General features: G+C 42.5%; 17 protein-coding genes and 1 other annotated feature. Of the genes, 7 read left to right on the top strand and 10 right to left on the bottom strand.

The genetic code is table 11. The features are described from left to right. The first annotated feature begins 101 nt into the window (after positions 1 to 101). On the top strand, positions 102 to 704 hold the full coding sequence (gene rpsD, locus ACEQ1T_RS25445; protein ID WP_206839147.1) for a 30S ribosomal protein S4: 603 nt from the start codon (positions 102 to 104) through the stop codon (positions 702 to 704). 93 nt (positions 705 to 797) lie between these two features. On the opposite strand, the gene tyrS is transcribed toward rpsD, so the two are convergent. Further along, positions 798 to 2,057, bottom strand: coding sequence for a tyrosine--tRNA ligase (gene tyrS, locus ACEQ1T_RS25440; RefSeq protein ID WP_206839149.1), 1,260 nt, complete (start codon positions 2,055 to 2,057; stop codon positions 798 to 800). A 77-nt stretch (positions 2,058 to 2,134) separates the two neighbouring features. Continuing rightward, positions 2,135 to 2,360: a binding site (T-box leader), on the bottom strand. Positions 2,361 to 2,516: 156 nt separating this feature from the next. Between tyrS and ACEQ1T_RS25435 the strand changes: the two genes are divergently transcribed. After that, on the top strand, positions 2,517 to 5,393 hold the full coding sequence (locus tag ACEQ1T_RS25435) for a transglycosylase domain-containing protein (protein WP_206839150.1): 2,877 nt from the start codon (positions 2,517 to 2,519) through the stop codon (positions 5,391 to 5,393). A 179-nt stretch (positions 5,394 to 5,572) separates the two neighbouring features. Here the strand turns inward: ACEQ1T_RS25435 and acsA are convergent, their stop codons facing one another. Then, positions 5,573 to 7,291 (bottom strand): acetate--CoA ligase, encoded by a 1,719-nt coding sequence (acsA, locus tag ACEQ1T_RS25430; protein WP_370225340.1) that lies wholly within the window; start codon positions 7,289 to 7,291, stop codon positions 5,573 to 5,575. A gap of 224 nt (positions 7,292 to 7,515) precedes the next feature. Between acsA and ACEQ1T_RS25425 the strand changes: the two genes are divergently transcribed. The 3 genes from ACEQ1T_RS25425 (at position 7,516) to ACEQ1T_RS25415 (ending at position 10,061) form a co-directional block, all read left to right on the top strand. Continuing rightward, positions 7,516 to 8,148 carry a GNAT family N-acetyltransferase gene (locus ACEQ1T_RS25425; protein WP_206839154.1) on the top strand — a complete coding sequence of 211 codons (633 nt, stop codon included), beginning with the start codon at positions 7,516 to 7,518 and terminating at the stop codon, positions 8,146 to 8,148. Positions 8,149 to 8,244: 96 nt separating this feature from the next. After that, positions 8,245 to 8,892 carry an acetoin utilization AcuB family protein gene (locus ACEQ1T_RS25420; RefSeq protein ID WP_206839156.1) on the top strand — a complete coding sequence of 216 codons (648 nt, stop codon included), beginning with the start codon at positions 8,245 to 8,247 and terminating at the stop codon, positions 8,890 to 8,892. Then, positions 8,889 to 10,061, top strand: a complete 1,173-nt coding sequence (locus ACEQ1T_RS25415; protein ID WP_206839158.1) for an acetoin utilization protein AcuC — start codon at positions 8,889 to 8,891, stop codon at positions 10,059 to 10,061. The genes ACEQ1T_RS25420 and ACEQ1T_RS25415 overlap by 4 nt, the downstream gene beginning before the upstream one ends. A gap of 81 nt (positions 10,062 to 10,142) precedes the next feature. Here ACEQ1T_RS25415 and motS read toward each other — a convergent pair whose 3' ends face one another. The 4 genes from motS to ACEQ1T_RS25395 form a co-directional block, all read right to left on the bottom strand. Next, positions 10,143 to 10,883 carry a flagellar motor protein MotS gene (motS, locus tag ACEQ1T_RS25410; protein ID WP_370225338.1) on the bottom strand — a complete coding sequence of 247 codons (741 nt, stop codon included), beginning with the start codon at positions 10,881 to 10,883 and terminating at the stop codon, positions 10,143 to 10,145. Continuing rightward, a complete protein-coding gene (motP, locus tag ACEQ1T_RS25405) occupies positions 10,873 to 11,691 on the bottom strand; it encodes a flagellar motor protein MotP (RefSeq protein WP_206839161.1) in 819 nt (272 codons plus the stop codon). Before motP ends, motS begins: the two co-directional genes overlap by 11 nt. Before the next feature lie 270 nt (positions 11,692 to 11,961). After that, complete coding sequence (gene ccpA / locus ACEQ1T_RS25400) at positions 11,962 to 12,960, bottom strand: catabolite control protein A (RefSeq protein ID WP_009333326.1); 999 nt, start codon at positions 12,958 to 12,960, stop codon at positions 11,962 to 11,964. 252 nt (positions 12,961 to 13,212) lie between these two features. Beyond that, a complete protein-coding gene (locus ACEQ1T_RS25395; protein ID WP_009333327.1) occupies positions 13,213 to 14,289 on the bottom strand; it encodes a bifunctional 3-deoxy-7-phosphoheptulonate synthase/chorismate mutase in 1,077 nt (358 codons plus the stop codon). 279 nt (positions 14,290 to 14,568) lie between these two features. Here ACEQ1T_RS25395 and pilM point away from each other — a divergent pair, with 279 nt between their 5' ends. After that, on the top strand, positions 14,569 to 16,743 hold the full coding sequence (gene pilM, locus ACEQ1T_RS25390) for a pilus assembly protein PilM (RefSeq protein ID WP_370225337.1): 2,175 nt from the start codon (positions 14,569 to 14,571) through the stop codon (positions 16,741 to 16,743). A 26-nt stretch (positions 16,744 to 16,769) separates the two neighbouring features. Here the strand turns inward: pilM and ytxJ are convergent, their stop codons facing one another. The 3 genes from ytxJ to ACEQ1T_RS25375 all read right to left on the bottom strand — a co-directional run bounded on the left by ytxJ (position 16,770) and on the right by ACEQ1T_RS25375 (position 18,209). Then, positions 16,770 to 17,099, bottom strand: coding sequence for a bacillithiol system redox-active protein YtxJ (gene ytxJ, locus ACEQ1T_RS25385; RefSeq protein WP_370225335.1), 330 nt, complete (start codon positions 17,097 to 17,099; stop codon positions 16,770 to 16,772). A 98-nt stretch (positions 17,100 to 17,197) separates the two neighbouring features. Then, entirely contained in the window at positions 17,198 to 17,701 is a 504-nt protein-coding gene (locus ACEQ1T_RS25380; RefSeq protein ID WP_206839164.1) for a YtxH domain-containing protein, read from the bottom strand. Positions 17,702 to 17,723: 22 nt separating this feature from the next. Next, the gene (locus ACEQ1T_RS25375) at positions 17,724 to 18,209 is read right to left on the bottom strand and encodes a DUF948 domain-containing protein (RefSeq protein WP_206839165.1); all 486 of its coding nucleotides are present in this window, start codon (positions 18,207 to 18,209) and stop codon (positions 17,724 to 17,726) included. Positions 18,210 to 18,436: 227 nt separating this feature from the next. Here ACEQ1T_RS25375 and ACEQ1T_RS25370 point away from each other — a divergent pair, with 227 nt between their 5' ends. After that, positions 18,437 to 19,552, top strand: a complete 1,116-nt coding sequence (locus ACEQ1T_RS25370; RefSeq protein WP_206839166.1) for an aminopeptidase — start codon at positions 18,437 to 18,439, stop codon at positions 19,550 to 19,552. Positions 19,553 to 19,678: 126 nt separating this feature from the next. On the opposite strand, the gene murC is transcribed toward ACEQ1T_RS25370, so the two are convergent. Beyond that, on the bottom strand, positions 19,679 to 20,974 hold the full coding sequence (murC, locus tag ACEQ1T_RS25365; RefSeq protein WP_206839168.1) for a UDP-N-acetylmuramate--L-alanine ligase: 1,296 nt from the start codon (positions 20,972 to 20,974) through the stop codon (positions 19,679 to 19,681). Positions 20,975 to 21,044 lie beyond the last annotated feature (70 nt).

The following is a 21,044-nucleotide window of genomic DNA, read 5'->3' as shown; positions in this document are numbered from 1 at the left end:
CGTGTGCTCTTCCGATCTAAAACAAAATGGACATGATTGTTGTGCGCATCTGTTTCTGTTTTTATTTTACCCAAATAAAAACACAAAAGGAGGAGTCTTAAATGGCTCGTTATACTGGTCCAAGCTGGAAATTATCCCGTCGTCTTGGAATCTCTCTAAGCGGAACTGGTAAAGAATTAGAAAAGCGTCCTTACGCTCCTGGACAACATGGTCCAAACCAGCGCAAAAAATTATCTGAATACGGATTACAATTGCAGGAGAAGCAAAAGCTTCGTCATATGTACGGAGTAAATGAGCGTCAATTCCGCAATTTATTTGATAAAGCTGGCAAAATGCCTGGTAAGCACGGTGAAAACTTCATGATTCTTCTTGAATCACGCCTTGATAACGTGGTTTACCGTTTAGGTCTTGCACGCACTCGCCGTCAAGCTCGTCAGCTAGTTAACCATGGTCATATCATGGTTGATGGATCTCGCGTTGATATTCCATCATACCGCGTAGCACCTGGTCAAACAATTACACTTCGCGAAAAATCTCGCAGCCTTGACATCGTTAAAGAAGCAATCGAAGTTAACAACTACGTACCTGACTTCGTATCTTTCGATGCAGACAAGCTAGAAGGAACTTTCACTCGCATGCCTGAGCGTTCTGAACTTCCAGCTGAAATCAACGAATCTCTAATCGTTGAATTCTACTCTCGTTAATAATTTTAAACTGCCGATGCATTTCGGCAGTTTTTTTATTATCCGGAAATTACTGATTACCCAAAAGCCCTCCTTCACAGGAGGGCTTTTAAGTTAGTATTTAATTAAGAAATATTTCTTCTTTCCGCGGCGAATGACAGTAAACTGGCCTTCAATCTTGTCCTTATCAGAAAGAGTGTAGTCAAGCTCCGTTATTCGTTCGCCATTTACAGAAACAGCGCCATTCGTCACATCTTCACGTGCCTGGCGTTTGGATGGGGAGATTTTGGCAGCAACAAGCAAATCAACGATCCCCAATTCTCCGCCTTCTGAATGCTCATAGGATGGAACATCCTTAAAGCCTTGTTTGATCTCCGTAGCCGAAAGGTTTTTAATTTCTCCGCTGAATAACGCTGCTGTAATCTTAATAGCCTGTTCCAATGCTTCATTCCCATGGATCAGGCGTGTCATTTCTTCAGCAAGTGCTTTTTGGGCTTTGCGGAGATGCGGTTCTTCCTGAACAGAATTTTCAAGACCTTCAATTTCTTCACGGGATAAGAATGTAAAGAACTTAAGGTATTTGATTACATCCGCATCTGCTGTGTTAATCCAGAACTGGTAAAATTCATATGGAGATGTTTTCTCTGGATCAAGCCAGATTGCTCCGCTTTCCGTTTTGCCGAATTTAGTTCCATCCGCTTTCGTAACCAGAGGGATGGTCAGACCATATGCCTTGGACCCTTCAGGCGCCATTTTGCGGATGAGCTCAAGGCCGGTTGTGATATTCCCCCATTGGTCGCTGCCGCCAATCTGCATTTTGCAGTTATGATTCTCATATAAATGAAGGAAATCCATTGCCTGCAGGATGGTGTAAGTGAATTCAGTAAAGGATATTCCCGTTTCCAGTCTGGAAGAAATGGTGTCTTTAGCGAGCATGTAATTGACTCCGACATGTTTCCCGTAATCACGCAGGAAAGTAACGATATCCATGGAGCCTGCCCAATCATAGTTGTTAACCATGATTGCACCATTTTCACTATCAAAATCAAAAATCCTTTTAAGCTGGTTCTTAATACAATCCACATTATGCTGTACAGTTTCCAGCGTCTGCAGCTTCCGCTCTTCGCTTTTACCGCTTGGATCTCCAATGAGGCCAGTGGCTCCGCCAACAAGAACGATTGGACGATGGCCTTCTTTTTGAAAGCGCCTTAAAGTCAAAAACGGCAGCAGATGCCCGATATGCATGCTGTCAGCTGTTGGGTCTACACCGCAGTATAAAGAGATTGCTTCTTTTCCAAGAGTGTTCTCAATGCCCTCTTCATCTGTCTGTTGGTAAACAATTCCTCTCCATTGCAAATCTTCAAGTAAACTCATCTTAACTCCTCCTAATTAACGGCTATTTTCAAGGCATCAACAGGTTATCACCCAAACAAAAAACGCCCCTGCAAATATGCAGGGACGCATGATCATTTTTGCGCGGTACCACCCAAATTGAGGACAGCTGTCCTCCACTCTTTCAGAATAACGGATAATCCGTCCACTGCTATAACTGCTGTGCAGGTTGACAGTGAAAGCTCAGGGGAGTATTTCATCCTTCTATTTGTACCGGCTCGCAGCGAACGCCGGCTTTCTGAAACAGGGATAGAAGCATTACTGGGTTCCCATCAATGCCTGTAAAAATATTTACACGTCTTAGATAAAACATTTTTATCATAAATATCAGCCAAATGTCAAATGCCTGTGCAAAAAAAGGAAATTTCAGATAAATGACGAACCTTGTCATATTACTATGTCGCAATATGCTATAATAGATGTGATTTTAGGGGGATTGATATGATGAAAGAAAAGTTTCAGATATTATTTGATAAATTGAGGCAAACTCCGGGCCTTTTCGGAAATAAGAAAGCAGCTAAAGGAGCGAGTATAACGTACCAGGTTATCTGGAATCTTACTTTGCTTTTTATCATACTGGCTGTCATTGGCGGTGCATTCGCTGGAGGACTTGGAGCTGGTTATTTCGCGTCGCTGGTAAAGGATGAACCCATCCGATCCTATGCCAGCATGAAAAAAGATATTTACGACTATGAAGAGACATCACAAATATACTTTGCAAATAACGTATACTTAGGAAAGCTGAGAACAGACCTTGAACGTGAGGAAGTTAAGCTTGATGATGTTTCCGAGCACTTAATTAACGCAGTTGTGGCTACTGAAGATGAATATTTTTACGAACATGACGGAGTGGTGCCAAAAGCGATTATGCGCGCACTGTTCCAGGAAGTAACCAATTCATCTGTTCAATCCGGCGGAAGTACACTTACACAGCAGCTGATAAAGAACCAAATCTTAACGAATGAGGTTTCTTTCGAGCGGAAAGCAAAAGAAATCCTGCTTGCTTTGCGACTGGAGAAATTCTTTGATAAGAAAGAGATACTGGAAGCCTACCTGAATGTATCCACCTTTGGAAGAAATGCATCCGGACGTAATATCGCCGGAGTTGAAGCAGCTGCCAAAGGCATTTTTGGGGTGAGTGCAAAAGAATTAACTTTGCCTCAGGCCGCATTTATAGCAGGGCTGCCGCAGAGTCCATTCGGCTACACTCCTTTTACAAGGGAGGGAACGGTCAAAGAGAATCTGGAACCAGGTTTCTCCAGGATGAAAACCGTTCTTAAAAGAATGTATGACGACGGAAAAATTGACCAGAAGCAATACGAGGAAGCCTTGGCTTACGACCTGACTAAGGATTTCACTACGCCTTCAGAAAGCCCTTTGGAAAAATATCCATATTTAACGTATGAAATTGAAGAACGTGCAGTAAACATCATGACTAAGATTCTCGCAAAAAATGATGGATACGAAGAGCAGGACTTAAAAGAGGATGACGAGCTCCGAGAGGAATACAGGTCCCTTGCAGACCGGACGATCCGCCAGAATGGCTTCCAGATCCATACGACGATCAACAAAGATATTTATGATAAAATGCAGCAGGTTAAGAATAACTATCCTTATTATGGGCCAGACAAACCTGAGACGGTTAAGGACCCAGAAACCGGTGAAAATAAGCAAATCATGGAGCCCGTAGAGGTTGGAGCCATTTTGATTGAAAATAAAACCGGTAAAATCATCAGCTTTGTCGGCGGACGCGATCACAAACGTGAACAGCTGAATCATGCTACAAGCGCTCTAAGGCAAAATGGTTCAACCATGAAGCCGCTCTTAGTCTATGCTCCTGCAATGGAACTTGGAAAAGCAGCGCCCGGCACCATTCTGCCTGATGTGCCGCTATACCTAAGTCCAGGACTAAATAGACCTTGGCCAAAGAACTATACGAATACCTATAGCGGGCTGGTTTCAGCAAGACATGCTCTCAAGCATTCATACAATGTCCCGGCTGTAAAGCTCTATAAGGATATAGTCGGACAGCGGCCTGCCTCTTATCTGGAAAAAATGGGCTTTACCTCATTGATCGGCCCTGACTATACAAACTTATCTACATCCATTGGTTCTTTGGAATATGGGGTAACGGTTGAAGAAAATACGAACGCCTTTACTACATTTGCCAACGGCGGGAAGTTTATTGACGCCTATATGATCGAAAAAATCACAGATAAAGACGGGAACACTATATTCCAGAATAAATCCGAGCCAGTTGATGTATTTAGTCCGCAGACAGCGTACCTTACAATCGATATGATGAGAGACGTTATTAACAGCGGAACTGCTACATCGATTAAGAGCAGATTGAAGTTCAGTTCCGACTGGGCAGGGAAAACCGGTACTGGTACTGAATTCATAGATGCATGGTTCGTGGCATCCAACCCGAATGTCACTTTCGGCATCTGGTCAGGATATGATACGCCTAAATCATTGAAAGCCCCTGGTCCGCTAAGCTATAGTTTGCGCAATAACTATCTCTGGGCGGATTTGATGAATGCAGCATATGACGTCGCACCTGATCTTGTTGACCCGAGTGAAAGCTTTAAAATGCCGGGCGGAATCGTAAGGCGTTCATTCTGTGCCATTTCAGGCCTGCTTCCTTCTGAAGCCTGCTCAAGAGCCGGCCTTGTTGAAACAGACTTATTTAATGCAAAGTTTGTTCCTACAAAGGCGGATGATAGCCTGGGCAATGGAAAACTTGTCAGGATCGGCAACAAGAAATATATGGCACTTGATTCAACTCCTGAAGAATTTACAGAACCGGGATTGGTTGTGAATCCGGATTATATCGAAAAGCTCTTCGGAATTAAGGCGAATCCAAGCGACCTTATTCCGAATAAAGAACGCTGGAAGAGCATACTGACCAGTGCTGACCAGCTCAAAGATAACGGTAAAGCACCTGCATCCCCAGGCATAAAAGCTTCAGGCGAAACTATTACCTGGGGTGCACATCCTGAAAATGATGTAATTGGATACCGCGTCTATAACGGCGGCAAAAAAGTTGGGACAATAAAAGCAGGTTCCTCCCTTAGCTTTAAGGCTGGAAGCGGCTCGATCCATGTAACAGCCGTTGACATTGCCGGCAGAGAGTCGGCTCCTTCCAATGTAGTGGAAATCGGCAAAAAAACGGAAGAAGAAAAACCGAAGGAAGAGAAGCCAAAAGTGGAAAAGCCGAAGCCGAAAGAAGAGAAACCAAAAGATCCACCTCCAGCCGAGGAAAAGCCTGATGCTGAAAAGCCATCAGAACCTGGTGATGGTGAAGAAACTAATTAAAAAAAGCAGAATTCGAGTCGCCCAAACAGGGGCTGGAATTCTGCTTTTTATTTATAGAAATAACAATGCCAAGAATATATTCTGGATAATTTGTTAAACATTTTTATCAAAAGGTTTATAACAAACAACCTTGAAACAATAACAAAGACCGCTGCTCATTAATGCAGCGGTCTCCTCTATTAATCTTCCATTGTAGACAAATCGCCAGTTGGCAGGTCCAGTTCCCATGCTTTAAGCACCCGGCGCATAATTTTGCCGCTTCTGGTTTTTGGAAGTTTGTCGCGGAATTCAATTTCACGCGGGGCAGCGTGGGCAGCAAGGCCTTTCTTTACGAATTGGCGGATTTCTTCCACAAGTTCTTCAGAAGGTTCATGTCCATCTCGTAAAGCAACAAATGCCTTTATTATTTCACCGCGGACAGGATCCGGCTTGCCAATAACTCCAGCTTCTGCAACAGCTGGATGTTCGATCAGCTTGCTCTCTACTTCAAACGGACCTACACGTTCGCCAGATGTCATGATCACATCATCTACACGACCCTGGAACCAGAAATATCCATCTTCATCCATATATGCCGAATCTCCCGAAACATACCAGTCACCTGGCATAAAATAAGATTCATATTTTTGCTCGTTATTCCAGATGGCATTCATCATGGAAGGCCAGCCTTTTTTAATCGCAAGGTTACCCATGCGGTTTGGCGGCAGCTCATTTCCCTGATCATCGACAATGGCTACTTTAACACCCGGAATCGGCTTACCCATGGATCCCGGCTTAATTTCCAGGCAAGGATAGTTGCAGATGAGCTGTGCACCTGTTTCTGTCATCCACCATGTATCATGGATGCGCATATTGAATACTTTCATGCCCCATCTGACTACTTCAGGATTTAGCGGTTCCCCGACACTGAGGACATGCCGAAGGGAGCTTAAATCAAACTTTTTCACAACTTCATCGCCCGCGCCCATCAGCATGCGGAAAGCGGTCGGAGCACTATACCAAACCGAAACGCCATACTCCTCAATCATTTTATACCAAGTCTCCGGATTGAATCTGCCCCCGACAATGAGGTTCGAAGTACCTGTCAGCCACGGGCCGAAAATACCATATGAAGTACCGGTTACCCAGCCCGGATCAGCAGTGCACCAATAAACATCTTCTTCTTTTAAGTCCAGCACCCATTTGGCTGTCTGATAATGCTGAACCATTGCATTATGTACATGCAGAACTCCCTTTGGCTTGCCTGTAGAACCGGAAGTATAATGCAAAATAAGGCCATCTTTTCCGTCAACCCATTCAATTGGAAGCTTTCTGCTCGATTCAGCCATTCTTTTATTAAAGTCCACATAGGGGCCTGTTTCCTCAATATTTTCCCCAACAAGGAAAACATGCTTTAAGGCTGGCAGCTGGTCAACAGGCACACGTTCCAAAAGCTCAGGTGTTGTAATCAGAACTTTAGCTTCACTGTCATCAAGCCTGTCACGGACTGCTCCTTCCATAAAGGCTTCAAACAGAGGACCCACAATGGCTCCGAGCTTAATAGCTCCCAATACGGCAAAATAGAGTTCAGGAGAGCGAGGCATAAAGATGAAAACTCGGTCTCCTTTCTCTACATCCCCATATGCATTTAATGCATTTCCCGCTTTATTGGATAGTTCCTTCATTTCTTTGAATGTATATTTCTCATTTCTCTGTCCATCACGATAATAAAGGGCAACCTTATTTTTTCTGAAGGATTCCGCATGACGGTCAATAGCCTCATAAGCCATATTCATGCGGCCGGTTTCTTTCCAGGAAAATTCTTTTTCCGCATCAGCCCAGTTAAAATCTTCATAAAGCTCGTCATAGCTTTTTAAATTGAAGTCCCCTTGTGTTACTGGCAGCGCTTCCACTTTCATATATTGTTATCCCCCTTATTTAAGATTTGATATTATTATAGTATAAACATTATATTTTCTCAATTTTTAAAATTTTAGAGTTAAAAAAAATTACTTATGAACCAAATAATAAATTGTCACAAACTTTTTTAAATTACACAGAAAATTATGTGAAAGCGCTTTATCATCCGTGTTTTTATGTATAATAGAAATTACATTGATCATGTCTATTGGGCGGTGAATAAATGGAACATAAAAAAACGTATAATGCAAAAGAATTAAAAACAGCCAATGGAAAATTAATCATTGAGGGGCCAATTTCACCTGAAAAGTTGGCAGATTATGAGTTTCATAAAGATCTTGTTGCTTTCAGGCCTCCGGCTCAGCAGCATAAAGCCCTCGTTGAAATTGCGGGGTTGCCGGAGGGAAGGATTATAGTGGCCCGTGACAGGCATACCATTGTCGGCTATGTTACTTACTTGTATCCAGACCCTCTTGAGCGCTGGTCTGAAGGGAAAATGGATAATTTAATAGAATTGGGTGCAATAGAAGTGATCCCTGCTTTCCGAGGTTCAGGGACAGGCAAGAACCTGCTGAAAGTATCCATGATGGATGACGCAATGGAAGACTATATTATTATAACAACTGAATATTATTGGCATTGGGATTTAAAAGGAACTGGCCTGAATGTATGGGAATATCGGAAAGTCATGGAAAAGATGATGAATGCAGGCGGTCTTGAATGGTATGCCACAGATGACCCTGAAATCAGTTCTCATCCTGCAAATTGCCTGATGGCCCGCATCGGAAAAAGAGTGGAGCAGGACTCAGTACAGCAATTTGACCGCTTGCGCTTTATGAATCGCTTTATGTATTAAATCTTATTAATAGCGTCAATACATAATTCATGCCTGTATTCAGACTATTTTTCCGGCATGAATGATCTCCATATATTTCATAAGGAGGCAATTAAAGTGATTGTTGAAGAAATTATGAAAACGGATGTCACGGCCTTGTCAAAGGAAGACACCATTGCCGACGCCATAAGAATTATGAATGAAAAAAGAATACGGCATTTGCCGATAACAGATGAAGCGGGCAGATTGCAGGGACTTGTAACAGATAGGGACATTCGTGATGCCACACCTTCTATTTTTCATACAGAACTATTTAAGGAAGATCTGCAGAGACCATTAAAAATGATTATGAAAACAAATATCATCACCGGACATCCTCTTGATTTTGCCGAAGAAATTGCTGCGGTTTTTTATGAACAGCGGATTGGCTGCCTGCCAATATTAAACGATAATAAGCTGGTTGGAATTGTCACAGAGACCGATTTGCTTCATACGTTAGTTCAATTGACGGGAGCTCATCAGCCAGGATCCCAGATTGAAGTAAAGGTGCCAAACAGGGCGGGCATGCTGTTTGAAATCGCTGAAATCATCTGCAATAGAAAAGCAAATATTCAGAGTGTCCTTGTTTACCCTGACAAAACGGATGATAAATACAAAATACTAGTGATAAGGGTACAGATAATGAACCCTGCGCTTGTAGTTGAAGATTTGAAAAAAGCAGGCCACCATGTTTTATGGCCCAGCCTGCCGGGGATTTCACTATGACACATGATTCAGTATTTGTTTATTCGGAAGACCTGCTGAACTACAAATTCAGCAAAAATCATCCTTTTAATCAGATAAGGCTGAAACTGACACTCGATTTGCTCAAAAATATAAATGCCATCCAGGAATGTCATATTATTCCCCCGCGCCAGGCTTCCGATGAAGAGCTTCACTTGATACATGATCCTAATTATGTGAATGCTGTTAAGCTTGCCGGCCGGGGACACCTTCCTGAGGATATCGGCGAAAACTATGGTCTTGGAACAGAAGACACACCTATTTTTCCAAATATGCACGAAGCGAGCTCTCTTTTAGTAGGAGGCACCCTGGCAGCCGTTGATGCAGTCATGAGCGGACGTGCTAAGCACGCACTTCACCTTGGCGGCGGCCTTCACCACGGTTTTCGTGGAAAAGCATCTGGTTTTTGCATCTACAACGATAGCTCCGTCGCCATAAAGTATATACAGGAAAAGTATAAAGCTCGTATTCTGTATGTGGATACAGATGCCCATCATGGTGATGGCGTTCAATGGTCATTTTATGATGACCCGGATGTATGCACTTTATCGATTCATGAAACAGGCAGATATCTTTTCCCCGGAACCGGAAATGTAAATGAACGAGGACAAGGAAAAGGATATGGATTCTCTTTCAATATTCCCGTGGATGCATTTACTGAAGACGATTCTTGGCTTCACGCATACCGTACAGCTTTTCGGGAGGTTGCGGAATTTTTCAAGCCGGATGTGATTCTGACGCAAAATGGGGCTGATGCACATTATCTTGATCCTCTTACCCATTTGTCATCTACTATAAAGATTTATAGGGAAATTCCGAAACTGGCCCATGAAATTGCCCATGAATATTGTGATGGGAAGTGGATTGCCGTCGGAGGCGGAGGTTATGATATTTGGAGGGTTGTTCCCCGGGCATGGGCCATGATATGGCTTGAAATGACTGAAAACTCTAATTGTTACGGCAATATACCGGAGGAATGGATAAATAAGTGGAAAGAACACGCACTTGTCCCTCTTCCCCTGGAATGGGATGATCCAGCTGATTTATATAAGCCTATCCCCCGCAAGAGCGAAATAACTGAAAAAAATGCCCGGACAGTGGACAAAGTCCTTTATCCGATCCGGAACACATCAATGACAGAATCATTATAAAAAAAGCGGCCGCGGACATTTTACCGGCCGTTTTTCATTTCTGCACATTGAAATAAACAGGTCTGGCTATAGCCAGACCTGTTACCCATTAGGAATATTTTTATCTTCATTAAATTTCGGATCAGAAATAATGATTTCAACGCGCCTGTTTTTCTCCCAATTCTCCGGTCCGGAATTAGGGACGATAGGCCGCGTTTCCCCGTATCCGACAGCCATAAACCTATGACTGTCAAGATTATGCTTTTCTGTTAGATATCTGATTACAGTACTTGCCCGGGCAGCAGATAACTCCCAATTGGATGGATATCTGTAAGTAGTTATGGGCCGGTCATCAGTATGTCCTTCCACCTTCACAAGGTTGGGCATGTTTGCTAAAAGGGTTCCTACTTTATCCAGGAAGGAGTATGAGCTGTCTATCAGACTCGCATCCCCTGATTCGAATAAAACCTGTTCCTGCAGGACCAGAACGACACCCCGTTCCGTTCTGTTTGCCACAATAACTTTTTCTAAGCCATTCTTATCCAGAAACGACTGAATTTCCATCAGAAGCTCATCAAGTGAATCTGATTGCCCGCTTCCATCTTTTTCGGTAATTTCTTCCCTTTTCTCCTGGTTATCCGCTGGAATGATGGATGGCTGGAAATCAAGCACCTGCCTGTCCCGAAAAGAGTCGGATATCGCCTGAAATTTCATTAAATCGATCTGTGACATTGAAAACAGCAGGATAAAAAAGACCAATATTAGTGTGACGAGATCTGAAAAAGTTACCATCCATCTTGGGGCACCTTTAGGAGGCTCAGGAGACCTTCGCCTATGCCTCATAATCCAGCGCCTCCCCCGCGTTTACTTCTCTCTCAAGCTCTCTCCGTTCCTCCGAGGACAAAAAGGCGCTTAGCTTCTGCTCTAAAATTTTGGGATTTTGCCCGGATTGGATACCGATGACCCCTTCAATAATAATCTCCTTCAAAAATACTTCCTTCTCTGTCTTTAATGCCAGCTTAGATGCCATCGGCAGAAAAATTAGATTTGCCAGCAGAGAGCCATATAAGGTAGTTAATAAGGCAATGGCCATATTAGGTCCAAGAGTGGAGGGGTCATTTAAATTTTTCAGCATCAGTACCAGCCCAATCAGGGTTCCTATCATTCCCCATGCCGGAGCATACTCACCGGCTCTTTCGAGGATGCTCCTCCCTTTTCTGTGCCTCTCTTCCATCGCCATAATTTCGGCATTCAGAATGTCAGTAATGACATCTGGCTCTATACCATCCACAGCCAGATACATGCCTTTCCGAATAAAAGGATCTTCCACCTTCTCGATTTCAGCCTCAAGCGATAACAGCCCTTCACGCCGGGCACGCTCAGAGAGTTTGACAAAAATTCCAATCAGCTCGCCAACGCTTTGTTCTTCACTGGAAAAAACCTGCTTAAAAACGGTAGCCATATGCCTGATATCTTTTAAAGGAAAACTTACAAGCAGCCCGGCTATTAAACCGCCTAAAACAATAAGAATTGAAGAAGGGTCAACAAAGGATAAAAACCCATCTGCTCCTCCATTCCACATGATGCCAAAAATCAGCATAGCCAGGCCCACCATTAACCCTGCCGGTGTTAAAATATCGAACTTTCTCATACTCTCTCTCCCTGATCCATTGCGAATTCCCTTTGTCTAATGGTTTATTTATGTCCTCGAAAACAGGTAAGATAGTTAAAATTGACAGAAAGAAACGCCTTTCATATTAAGGCGCTTCTCTTTCTTCCCTTTTTCCAGCTGCAGCGCCTAGCCCCTCTAGTCACTTCGGTCCAGATGCTGAAGTCAAAGAACGACTTCAACTTCTGGACCTCCAGCGCTGGTCGGGGCTGGTCGAGGAGCTTCCGCTTTTCTGTTATATCGGCAAATCCATTACTTTGTTGAGCTTCGTTCTTCAATTCGGTGAGGGAGTACAACAATTTGCTCATCGACTGATTCTTTATTCATAAGTTTCGTAAGCAATCTCATGGCAACTGCACCAATATCATACAATGGCTGAACGACTGATGTCAGCTGAGGACGGACCATTAATGCCAATCTTGTATTGTCAGAGCTGATGACCTCAAAGTCTTTCGGGATATTATACCCTTTATCCTCCGCCCCGTGGACAATTCCCAATGCCATTTCATCAGATCCTGCAAAAATAGCTGTTGGACGCGGATCTGCCTCAAGCAGCTTTTCAAAGGCTTCTATACCTGAATCGTAAGTATAATCTCCTTCAACCACCAATTCATCGCGGAAGGCCACCTCAGCTTCTTCCAAAGCCCGCTTATAGCCTGCAAGCTTTTTTTCCTGATTAATCGGCTCGCGGAGAGGTCCCACCACGATAGCTGCATCTTTATGGCCTTTTTCAATAAATGACTTAGTCACATCAAATGCTGCCTGTTCATAATTAATATTTACAGATGGGATTTTGCCTGTTTCCTCAATAGAGCCAGCCAGTACGATCGGAACCGGTGACTTTTCAAACTCTTCAACATGCTCGGAGGTAATATTGCCGCCCATGAAGACTATTCCATCCACCTGTTTCCCGAGCATAGTATTGAGCAAGTGCAGTTCTTTTTCAATATTTTGGTCGGAGTTGCTGAGAATGATATTGTATTTATACATTGTCGCAATATCCTCTATGCCCCTTGCCAGTTCTGCAAAAAAGGTGCTGGAGATATCGGGAATGATTACACCGACTGTCGTCGTTTTTTTGCTTGCCAATCCTCTTGCAACCGCGTTGGGGCGGTACCCAAGCCGGTCAATTACTTCCATTACTTTTTTTCTTGTTGCAGGCTTAACATTCGGGTTGCCATTTACAACACGAGAAACCGTTGCCATTGATACATTCGCTTCTCTTGCTACATCGTATATTGTTACATTCATTACTTACACTCCTTCTTTAAATAGCGGTCGCTTCAATTACTTTATATTTTACAGCAACACGACGTAACCTACTCATTTTTTATCCTAATTTGTGAGTGGTTACACATGTACAATTATGTATTTAATCATACGACAGTCCAGGAATTGCCGCAATGTCAAGGCTTGTATTTTTGAAAAAAACTTAAATTTCCACTTTAAATGCAAAGTAAAGAGCCTCCTGCTACCAGCAGAAGGCTCTCCATATTTAGATGGCTACACTTTCAGCAATGCTGAAGATTGAAGTTCAGCCATAAATTGATCAAATTGATTCAAGTCCATTTGCTGCGCTGAATCTGATAGGGCAACGGCCGGGTCTGGATGAACTTCTGCCATTACACCATCTGCGCCGATTGCCAGCGCAGCTTTTGCTGCTGGAAGAAGCAAATCTCTGCGGCCTGTTGAATGCGTAACGTCAACCAGTACTGGCAAATGTGTTTCCTGCTTAAGAATAGGCACAGCCGAAATGTCCAATGTATTGCGTGTAGCACGTTCGTATGTGCGGATTCCGCGCTCACATAGAATAATCTGTCCATTCCCCTGGGACATGATATATTCCGCTGCATTGATGAATTCTTCAATTGTAGCTGCAATCCCGCGCTTTAAAAGAACTGGTTTGTTTACAGCCCCCGCTGCTTTTAATAGCTCGAAGTTTTGCATGTTTCTTGCCCCGATTTGAATGACATCAATATAATTTACAGCCGTTTCAATATCATTAGGGCTTACGATTTCAGAAATAACTGCCAGATCGTATTCATCTGCCACTCTTTTTAAGATTTTTAAACCTTCAAGGCCAAGACCCTGGAAATCATACGGTGATGTTCTTGGTTTATATGCGCCTCCGCGAAGGAGCTTAAGTCCTTTTGCTTTTACAGCTTCAGCAACAGTTGCCACCTGCTCATAAGATTCAACTGCGCAAGGGCCAAAAACAAGATGAGGATTGCCATCCCCTACTTTTTCACCCTTTAAGTCTACAATCGTATTTTCAGGCTTCTTTTTGCGTGAAACAAGAAGCGCCTTTCTATGATCATCTTTTTGAAGTTCAAGACCTGCTTTAAAAATTTCCTTGAACATATGCTCAATTGTTGAATTTTCAAAAGGACCGTCATTATGCTCTTTTATCAAGTCCAGCATCTTGCGTTCCCGGACAGGATCATAACGATAAACCCCTTGTGTTTCCTTTACTCTTCCGATTTCCTGAACAAGTTCTGCTCTTTCATTGATCAAAGATAAAAGCTGGAGATTCAGCTCATCCACTCGATCACGAAGTTTATCTAGCTCTTTATTGCTCATTTCCTGTCCCTTCCTTTCGAATCTGAATTTAAGCCGTGTTGGTTTCAGGATGTATGCACATAGCACGCATCAAAATGCGCACAGCATTAAACATTTCCATCTTTCTCTTTTACGGCCTCTGGATATGTGATACATTTTTTATAATTAGGGTTATTATATATGAATTATTCAGACATGTCACGAAAAATTTCTTTATTAATTAAACGCTTTTAAGTGATAAAGCGATTTCAAGGCATTATTTAAACATTCTATGACATATTTCAAAGAAGGTGTATTGCTTTGGACGAACAAAAAAAGCTTTTTGCACTGGATATCGGAACCCGTACGGTGGTCGGAATTATTCTCGAAGAGAATGGCGGCCAATATCATGTGAAAGATATCGTGATTAAGGAGCATGCAGAAAGGGCCATGCTCGACGGACAGATCCATGATATTCTGGCTGTTTCAAAAATCATATCAGAAATCAGAAATGAACTAGAAGCAAAACACGGCCCATTAATAAAGGTGTGTGTTGCAGCGGCAGGCAGGGCTTTAAAAACAGAAAGATCCGAAACAGCGATCAGCATTAAAGGAAAACCGATGATGCAAAAGCAGGATATACTTCACCTGGAATTAAGTGCGGTTCAGCAGGCACAGGCAATGTCTGCAGAAAAGCATGAGACTGAAAAAAGCTATTATTACTATTGTGTTGGATATTCCGTTTTATACTATCGTCTTGATGGAGAAGAAATCGGCAGTCTGATTGATCAGCAGGGTGATGAAGCATCCGTTGAAATCATTGCTACTTTCCTGCCCAAGATTGTAGTGGAGTCACTAATCTCAGCTCTTCAAAGGGCAGGCCTGGAAATGGAGGCTTTGACACTTGAGCCAATCGCAGCTATTAATGTGCTGATTCCTCCTTCAATGAGAAGGCTGAATGTTGCTCTTGTTGATATCGGTGCCGGAACATCCGATATTGCCATTACAGATATGGGCACTGTTACAGCTTATGGAATGGTGCCTGTAGCAGGCGATGAGATTACTGAAGCAATCAGTGACCAGTTCCTGCTGGACTTCCCTTTAGCCGAAAAGGCAAAGAGAGATTTGCATTTATCGGATACAATCTCTGTCACGGATATTCTCGGCTTCCAGACAGAAGTCAGCAGGGAAGAGACAATTGAAAAAATTTCTCCTGCACTCGAACGTTTGACAAATTCCATTTGCGATGAAATCCTGCAGCTGAATAATAGACCACCAAAAGCCGTCATGCTGGTAGGCGGCGGGAGCTTAACACCTGGGCTTGCTGAAAGGATTGCGCAAAGATTGGGCCTTCCGGCGAACAGAGTCGCAATTAGGGGAATTGATGCCATAAGCGGGCTGAATTTACCGGAATCCACAGACGGCGGCCCCGAACTTGTCACCCCAGTAGGAATAGCAATCGCAGCTAAAAGGGCTCCGGTCCAATATTGCACAGTTTACGTTAACGATCATCCTGTCAGGCTATTCGAGGTCAAAAATCTGACAGTTGGGGATTGTCTCCTGGCAGCTGGCATTAAAATGAATAAGCTTTACGGGAAGCCCGGGCTCGCCATGATTGTCAATCTAAATGGGCAAAACATTACGATTCCGGGAAGCCATGGAGAAGCTCCAGTCATCAAACGCAACAGCATTACAAGTGCTTTAGATGAAGAAATCAAATCAGGCGATAACATTACTGTTTCAAAAGGACGTGACGGATTGCCTGCTGAAGTACGCATAAAGGATTTGATTGATGAAGTTCCGGAAAAGTCCATTACTATTAACGGAAAGCGGTACACAATCCAGCCTGCTATTACCTGTAATGAAAAAGCTGCCTCGCTTGAGCAGATCATTGCGGATCGGGATAAAGTGGAGTGCAGGGTTCCGGAAACATCTGAAGAAATATTAAGAATTTTAAACCTAAAAGATTTATTAAACGAGCTTACGCCTTTCCGAATAAGCATTAATGAAAAAGAGACATTTCTTCCACGCCATACCGGAAAGCTTTTTAAAAACGGCCTTGAGGCGAATTGTCTCAGCATAGTAGACGATGGTGACAATCTGCAAATTGAAAAAAGAAGCAAACTAACAGTAAAAGAATTAGCAGATATTAAGCAGCTGGCACTTCAGCAGAGGATCCCGGTTATGTTTAACGGAAAAAAATTAGAGCTGTCCAGGGCAATACTTGAATTTAAGAGAGAAGGTACTATCCTCAACGAAGATGATCCCATTCATGCTGGAGATGCAATTGCACTCGTGAAAAAACCAATGTCTCCATTTATTTTTCAGGATGTATTCAGCCATGTTAGTGTAGATATGCCTGCAACATCTTCCGGAAACTTCATTCTCTTAAAAAATGGGGAAAAGACATCTTTTCATGAACCTGTAGAGCCTGGTGATCACCTCAAAATCCTGTGGCCTGCCATAAATAAAAATTCAAATGTAAATTATATATAGCAAAAACCCATCCGATTGGATGGGTTTTATCTGTTTTCCTTCACAGCATTCACCAGGGAATCATATGTAATCTTCCAATGTGATGCATGCCAGGCAACATCTCCATTATTAAACAGAATGGCCTGAGGAGACTCATGTTTGATATGAAAAGCTTCTGCAATATGATTAGACAAAGGACGATCATCCTGAACAACTAAGTAATAAGCATTTATATCCTGATGCTCTTTCACAAAGCTGTCATATTCTTCATAGGCTGCTCCGCTCACCGGGCAAGTGGAACTGTGTTTTAAAACCAGCAGCTGTTCTCCTGATTCTACTGCTTGATCAAATGCTTCATGGCTATCAAATTTTTTCATTTTCTTGCCTCCCCAACTAAGCCAGGCAAAGCCTCGCTCATTAAATTAAATAACGGTGAAGTAATCGTACCACTTCACCGTTGTTTAAACAAATAAAATTAATTATACTTTTGCTCGGTTTCGTCAAAAGCTTTTTTCGTCTCTTCCAGCTTCATTTGGATTTCCGCATCATTTACTGGTGCGTTCCCTTCTGCCTGGAATGTCTCGTCATTGATGGCCTCTCCATTTTCTTCAGCTGCACCACTTGCAGCAGCTTGTCCATTTTGAGCGTCTTTCAAGCTTTTTACTTTATTAACAAGTTCATTGGATTGCTTTGTTACCGTTTGAGTCAGCACATTTGTTTTTTCTTTGGCAGCATTAGCCAGTTCGGTACCTTTTGTCATAGCTGTTTCACGGTACTGTCCTGACTTTTCTTTTAATAAAGCAGCCTTTTCGCTTAAATCGCTCTGAAGCTCCTTGCCTGATTTAGGAGCCAGAAACAGAGCGGCAGCTGCGCCAACCATGCCTCCGATTAAGGCACCGATCATAAAATCTTTCGTATTAATATTTTCATCGGTTTTGGGCTGATTTGAATCAAATTGAGTACGGTCTTGGCTATTCATTCTCTTTTTTCCTCCTTTTAATCTAGTATCTTGCTCTTTCTCTCTGGCGTTCAGGCGGGAGCATTTGTTTCTCGCTGACATTGTACTGATAAGGGTCTTCTTTTCTCATTTTCCACTTATCTTTGATTTCAAGGAGAACATTGCTCCACTGTACCACCTGTGAGATTTTATCTTTATTCTGTTCAAGCTGTGTGTTTACAGAAGATGTGATTTTCTGAATGGATCCATTAAATTTGCGGACAGAGTCACCAACTTCTTTTACCGCAGTTACGACACTGTTCAGGTTCTCTGATTTCTGCTGAATGTCTGTAGCCAGTGTATTGGTTTTATGCAGCAGGACAGTTGTTTCCTTTGTGACGCCGTCTAATTGCCTTTCTAGGCCTGCCAATGTGTGTGATACGTTATCTAATGTCCCTTGTAAGGATTTTAACGTTTTCGCCAGATAAATGACCAAAACAAGAAATGCTATAGCAATGACTGCTACACTTAAGTATAAAATAATTTCCAATTCCTACACCTCCGGTTGTCTGTATACTAACTTTTTACCCAGATGCACTTCCTCTAAACCAGGAGTACATTAATAGATTCCACTTGTGAAGTCCAAATTCCTTCTCTAACAGGTATTTTCATCAGTTAAAGTAAATTTTAGCACAATTGGAAAAGGTTAAACAAAACCTCTCATTTCGGGTACAATAATAGTTGTCGGAAAAATAAATTTACTGGAGGTATTTATCCATGAAAGATCCCCGTATTGCAAAACTGGCAAAAAATTTGATTAACTATTCAATCCGGCTTCAGAAGGGCGAGAAGATCCTTATTGAAAACTTCGGACTGCAAAAGGAATTAGTGACCGCGCTTGTTAAGGAATCCTATGCAGCTGGAGGATACCCGTTTGTTTCTTTAAAAGATCATCAGGTTGATCGTTCCCTGCTTTTAGGGGCACAAGAAGAGCAATTCAATATAATGGCTGAGTTTGAAGCAAATGTTATGAGCAAAATGGATGCATACATAGGACTGCGCTCCGGAGACAACATCAACGAGCAGGCTGATGTGCCGGATGATAAAATGAAAATTCATGGATCAACCATCGGACAAAAAGTACATAGAGAAATCCGCGTGCCAAAAACGAAATGGGTGGTTTTGCGTTATCCAAATGCTTCCATGGCCCAGCTGGCTAAAATGAGCACAGAGGCATTTGAAGATTTCTATTTTGATGTCTGCAATTTGGATTACGGCAAAATGGACAAAGCAATGGACAGCCTTGTGGAATTAATGAACGCAACCGATAAAGTCAGAATAACCGGCCCCGGTACAGATTTGTCCTTCTCGATTAAGGATATTCCGGCAATCAAATGCTCCGGTCAAATGAATATCCCTGATGGAGAGGTCTATACGGCTCCTGTACGGGAGTCTGTCAACGGCGTCATCACCTATAACACTCCTTCTCCATACCATGGTTTTACATTTGAAAATGTAAAACTGACATTCAAAGACGGGAAAATTGTTGAAGCGGAAGCCAATGACAGCGAACGCATCAATAAAATCTTTGATACAGATGAGGGTGCGCGCTATATAGGTGAATTCGCTATCGGAGTTAACCCTTACATTCTTCATCCGATGCAGGATATTCTGTTCGATGAAAAAATTGACGGAAGCTTCCACTTCACACCTGGACAATGCTATGACGAAGCCTATAATGGCAATAAATCCAATATTCATTGGGATATGGTCAACATCCAGCGCCCTGACTATGGAGGCGGTGAAATTTACTTTGATGAGGTATTAATCCGTAAAGACGGGCGATTTGTCATTAGTGAACTTGAAGCATTAAATCCTGAGAATTTAAAGTAATAAGAAAAACGGAAGGGCGCCATCGGCTAGACCAGAGAGTAAATGGCGCCTGGAGCTAGACAGTTATCAACGTTCAAAATTATATATAAAAAGGATGCTTCCTTAGCGGGGCATCCTTTTTTTGAATTATATTTGGTTTTCGTAAGCCTGCTGGAATTTTTGGATATCCCCGGCTCCCATAAACATAATTACGCTATCTTCATGATTCCTTAGTACAGCCGTTTCTTCTTCATTTAGAATTTGTGCATTGGGAATTTTGGCCTTTAAGTCATCAATCGTGAGTTTTCCATGATTTTCACGGGCAGAGCCAAAGATTTCGCATAGATACACTTTGTCAGCCAAATTGAGACTTGATGCAAAATCATCAAGAAAGGCCTGAGTCCTTGTAAATGTATGCGGCTGGAAAACTGCGACCACATCCTTTTCAGGATACTTTTGTCTGGCAGCTTCTACAGTCGCCTTAATTTCTGTCGGATGGTGGGCATAATCATCAATAATTACCTGAGATCCCACTTTCTTCTCTGAAAATCTTCTTTTCACCCCTTCAAAGGAAAGAAGCTGTTCCTGGACAATCTTCGCATCGATCTCTTCATAATGACATAGAGCGATAACAGCTAAAGAGTTCAAAACATTATGATCTCCATACGCTGGAATAGAGAAAGTCTCATAGAAGGTGTTGCGGACAAACACATCAAATGTTGTTCCTTCTGTTGTTTTAACTACATTGCGTGCCTGAAAATCATTATCTTCTCCAAAACCATAGAATACCACGGGCACTTTAGCCTGGATTTTTTGCAGCTGCTCGTCATCGCCGCATGCGAAAATCCCCTTATTCACTTGCCATGACATTTCCTGAAAAGCAGAAAAAACATCGTCAACGTTGGCAAAGTAATCAGGGTGGTCAAAATCAATATTTGTCATTATTGCATAATCAGGGTAGTAAGAAAGGAAATGCCTTCTGTATTCACAAGCTTCAAAAACAAAATATTCCGCTTCCTTGTCCCCTTTGCCCGTACCGTCTCCAATAAGGAATGAAGTTGGTTTTGCGCCTCTCATTACGTGCGCAAGCAAGCCTGTAGTGGAAGTTTTCCCATGAGCTCCCGTCACTGCAATGCTCGTGAAATTCTTCATGAAATCACCTAAAAAGCGATGATAACGCACAACAGGCAAGCCAAGCTTCATTGCTTCCTCAATCTCTTCATGAGTGTCCGGATATGCATTCCCGGCTATTACCGTCATGCCCGGCTGTATGTTTTCCTTTTGAAAGGGAAGGATCTTTATTCCGGATTTTTCAAGTGCCACCTGAGTAAAAAAGTGTTTCTCAAAATCGGAGCCTTGAACCTGATAATTCATATCATGCAGAACTTGTGCCAATGCACTCATTCCAGACCCCTTAATACCTACGAAATGGTAAATAGTCATATAAAGAACCTCCAACCATCGTATATCTGTAAAACAGTATATGACATATATCTAGTTTTGCGCATATCTC

This window comes from Cytobacillus sp. (assembly GCF_964223445.1).
GTDB lineage: Bacteria > Bacillota > Bacilli > Bacillales > Cytobacillaceae > Cytobacillus.
This window is presented reverse-complemented; position numbering and strand designations above follow the sequence as displayed.

Coding starts and splice junctions, on each gene's coding strand:
- ytxJ (WP_370225335.1), bottom strand. CDS start 17,099: ATGAAAAAATTTGATAGCCATGAAGCATTTGATCAAGCAGTAGAATCA.
- ACEQ1T_RS25425 (WP_206839154.1), top strand. CDS start 7,516: ATGGAACATAAAAAAACGTATAATGCAAAAGAATTAAAAACAGCCAAT.
- ccpA (WP_009333326.1), bottom strand. CDS start 12,960: ATGAATGTAACAATATACGATGTAGCAAGAGAAGCGAATGTATCAATG.
- ACEQ1T_RS25370 (WP_206839166.1), top strand. CDS start 18,437: ATGAAAGATCCCCGTATTGCAAAACTGGCAAAAAATTTGATTAACTAT.
- motS (WP_370225338.1), bottom strand. CDS start 10,883: ATGAGGCATAGGCGAAGGTCTCCTGAGCCTCCTAAAGGTGCCCCAAGA.
- rpsD (WP_206839147.1), top strand. CDS start 102: ATGGCTCGTTATACTGGTCCAAGCTGGAAATTATCCCGTCGTCTTGGA.
- ACEQ1T_RS25395 (WP_009333327.1), bottom strand. CDS start 14,289: ATGAGCAATAAAGAGCTAGATAAACTTCGTGATCGAGTGGATGAGCTG.
- murC (WP_206839168.1), bottom strand. CDS start 20,974: ATGACTATTTACCATTTCGTAGGTATTAAGGGGTCTGGAATGAGTGCA.
- acsA (WP_370225340.1), bottom strand. CDS start 7,291: ATGAAAGTGGAAGCGCTGCCAGTAACACAAGGGGACTTCAATTTAAAA.
- ACEQ1T_RS25380 (WP_206839164.1), bottom strand. CDS start 17,701: ATGAATAGCCAAGACCGTACTCAATTTGATTCAAATCAGCCCAAAACC.
- ACEQ1T_RS25435 (WP_206839150.1), top strand. CDS start 2,517: ATGATGAAAGAAAAGTTTCAGATATTATTTGATAAATTGAGGCAAACT.
- motP (WP_206839161.1), bottom strand. CDS start 11,691: ATGAGAAAGTTCGATATTTTAACACCGGCAGGGTTAATGGTGGGCCTG.
- ACEQ1T_RS25415 (WP_206839158.1), top strand. CDS start 8,889: ATGACACATGATTCAGTATTTGTTTATTCGGAAGACCTGCTGAACTAC.
- tyrS (WP_206839149.1), bottom strand. CDS start 2,057: ATGAGTTTACTTGAAGATTTGCAATGGAGAGGAATTGTTTACCAACAG.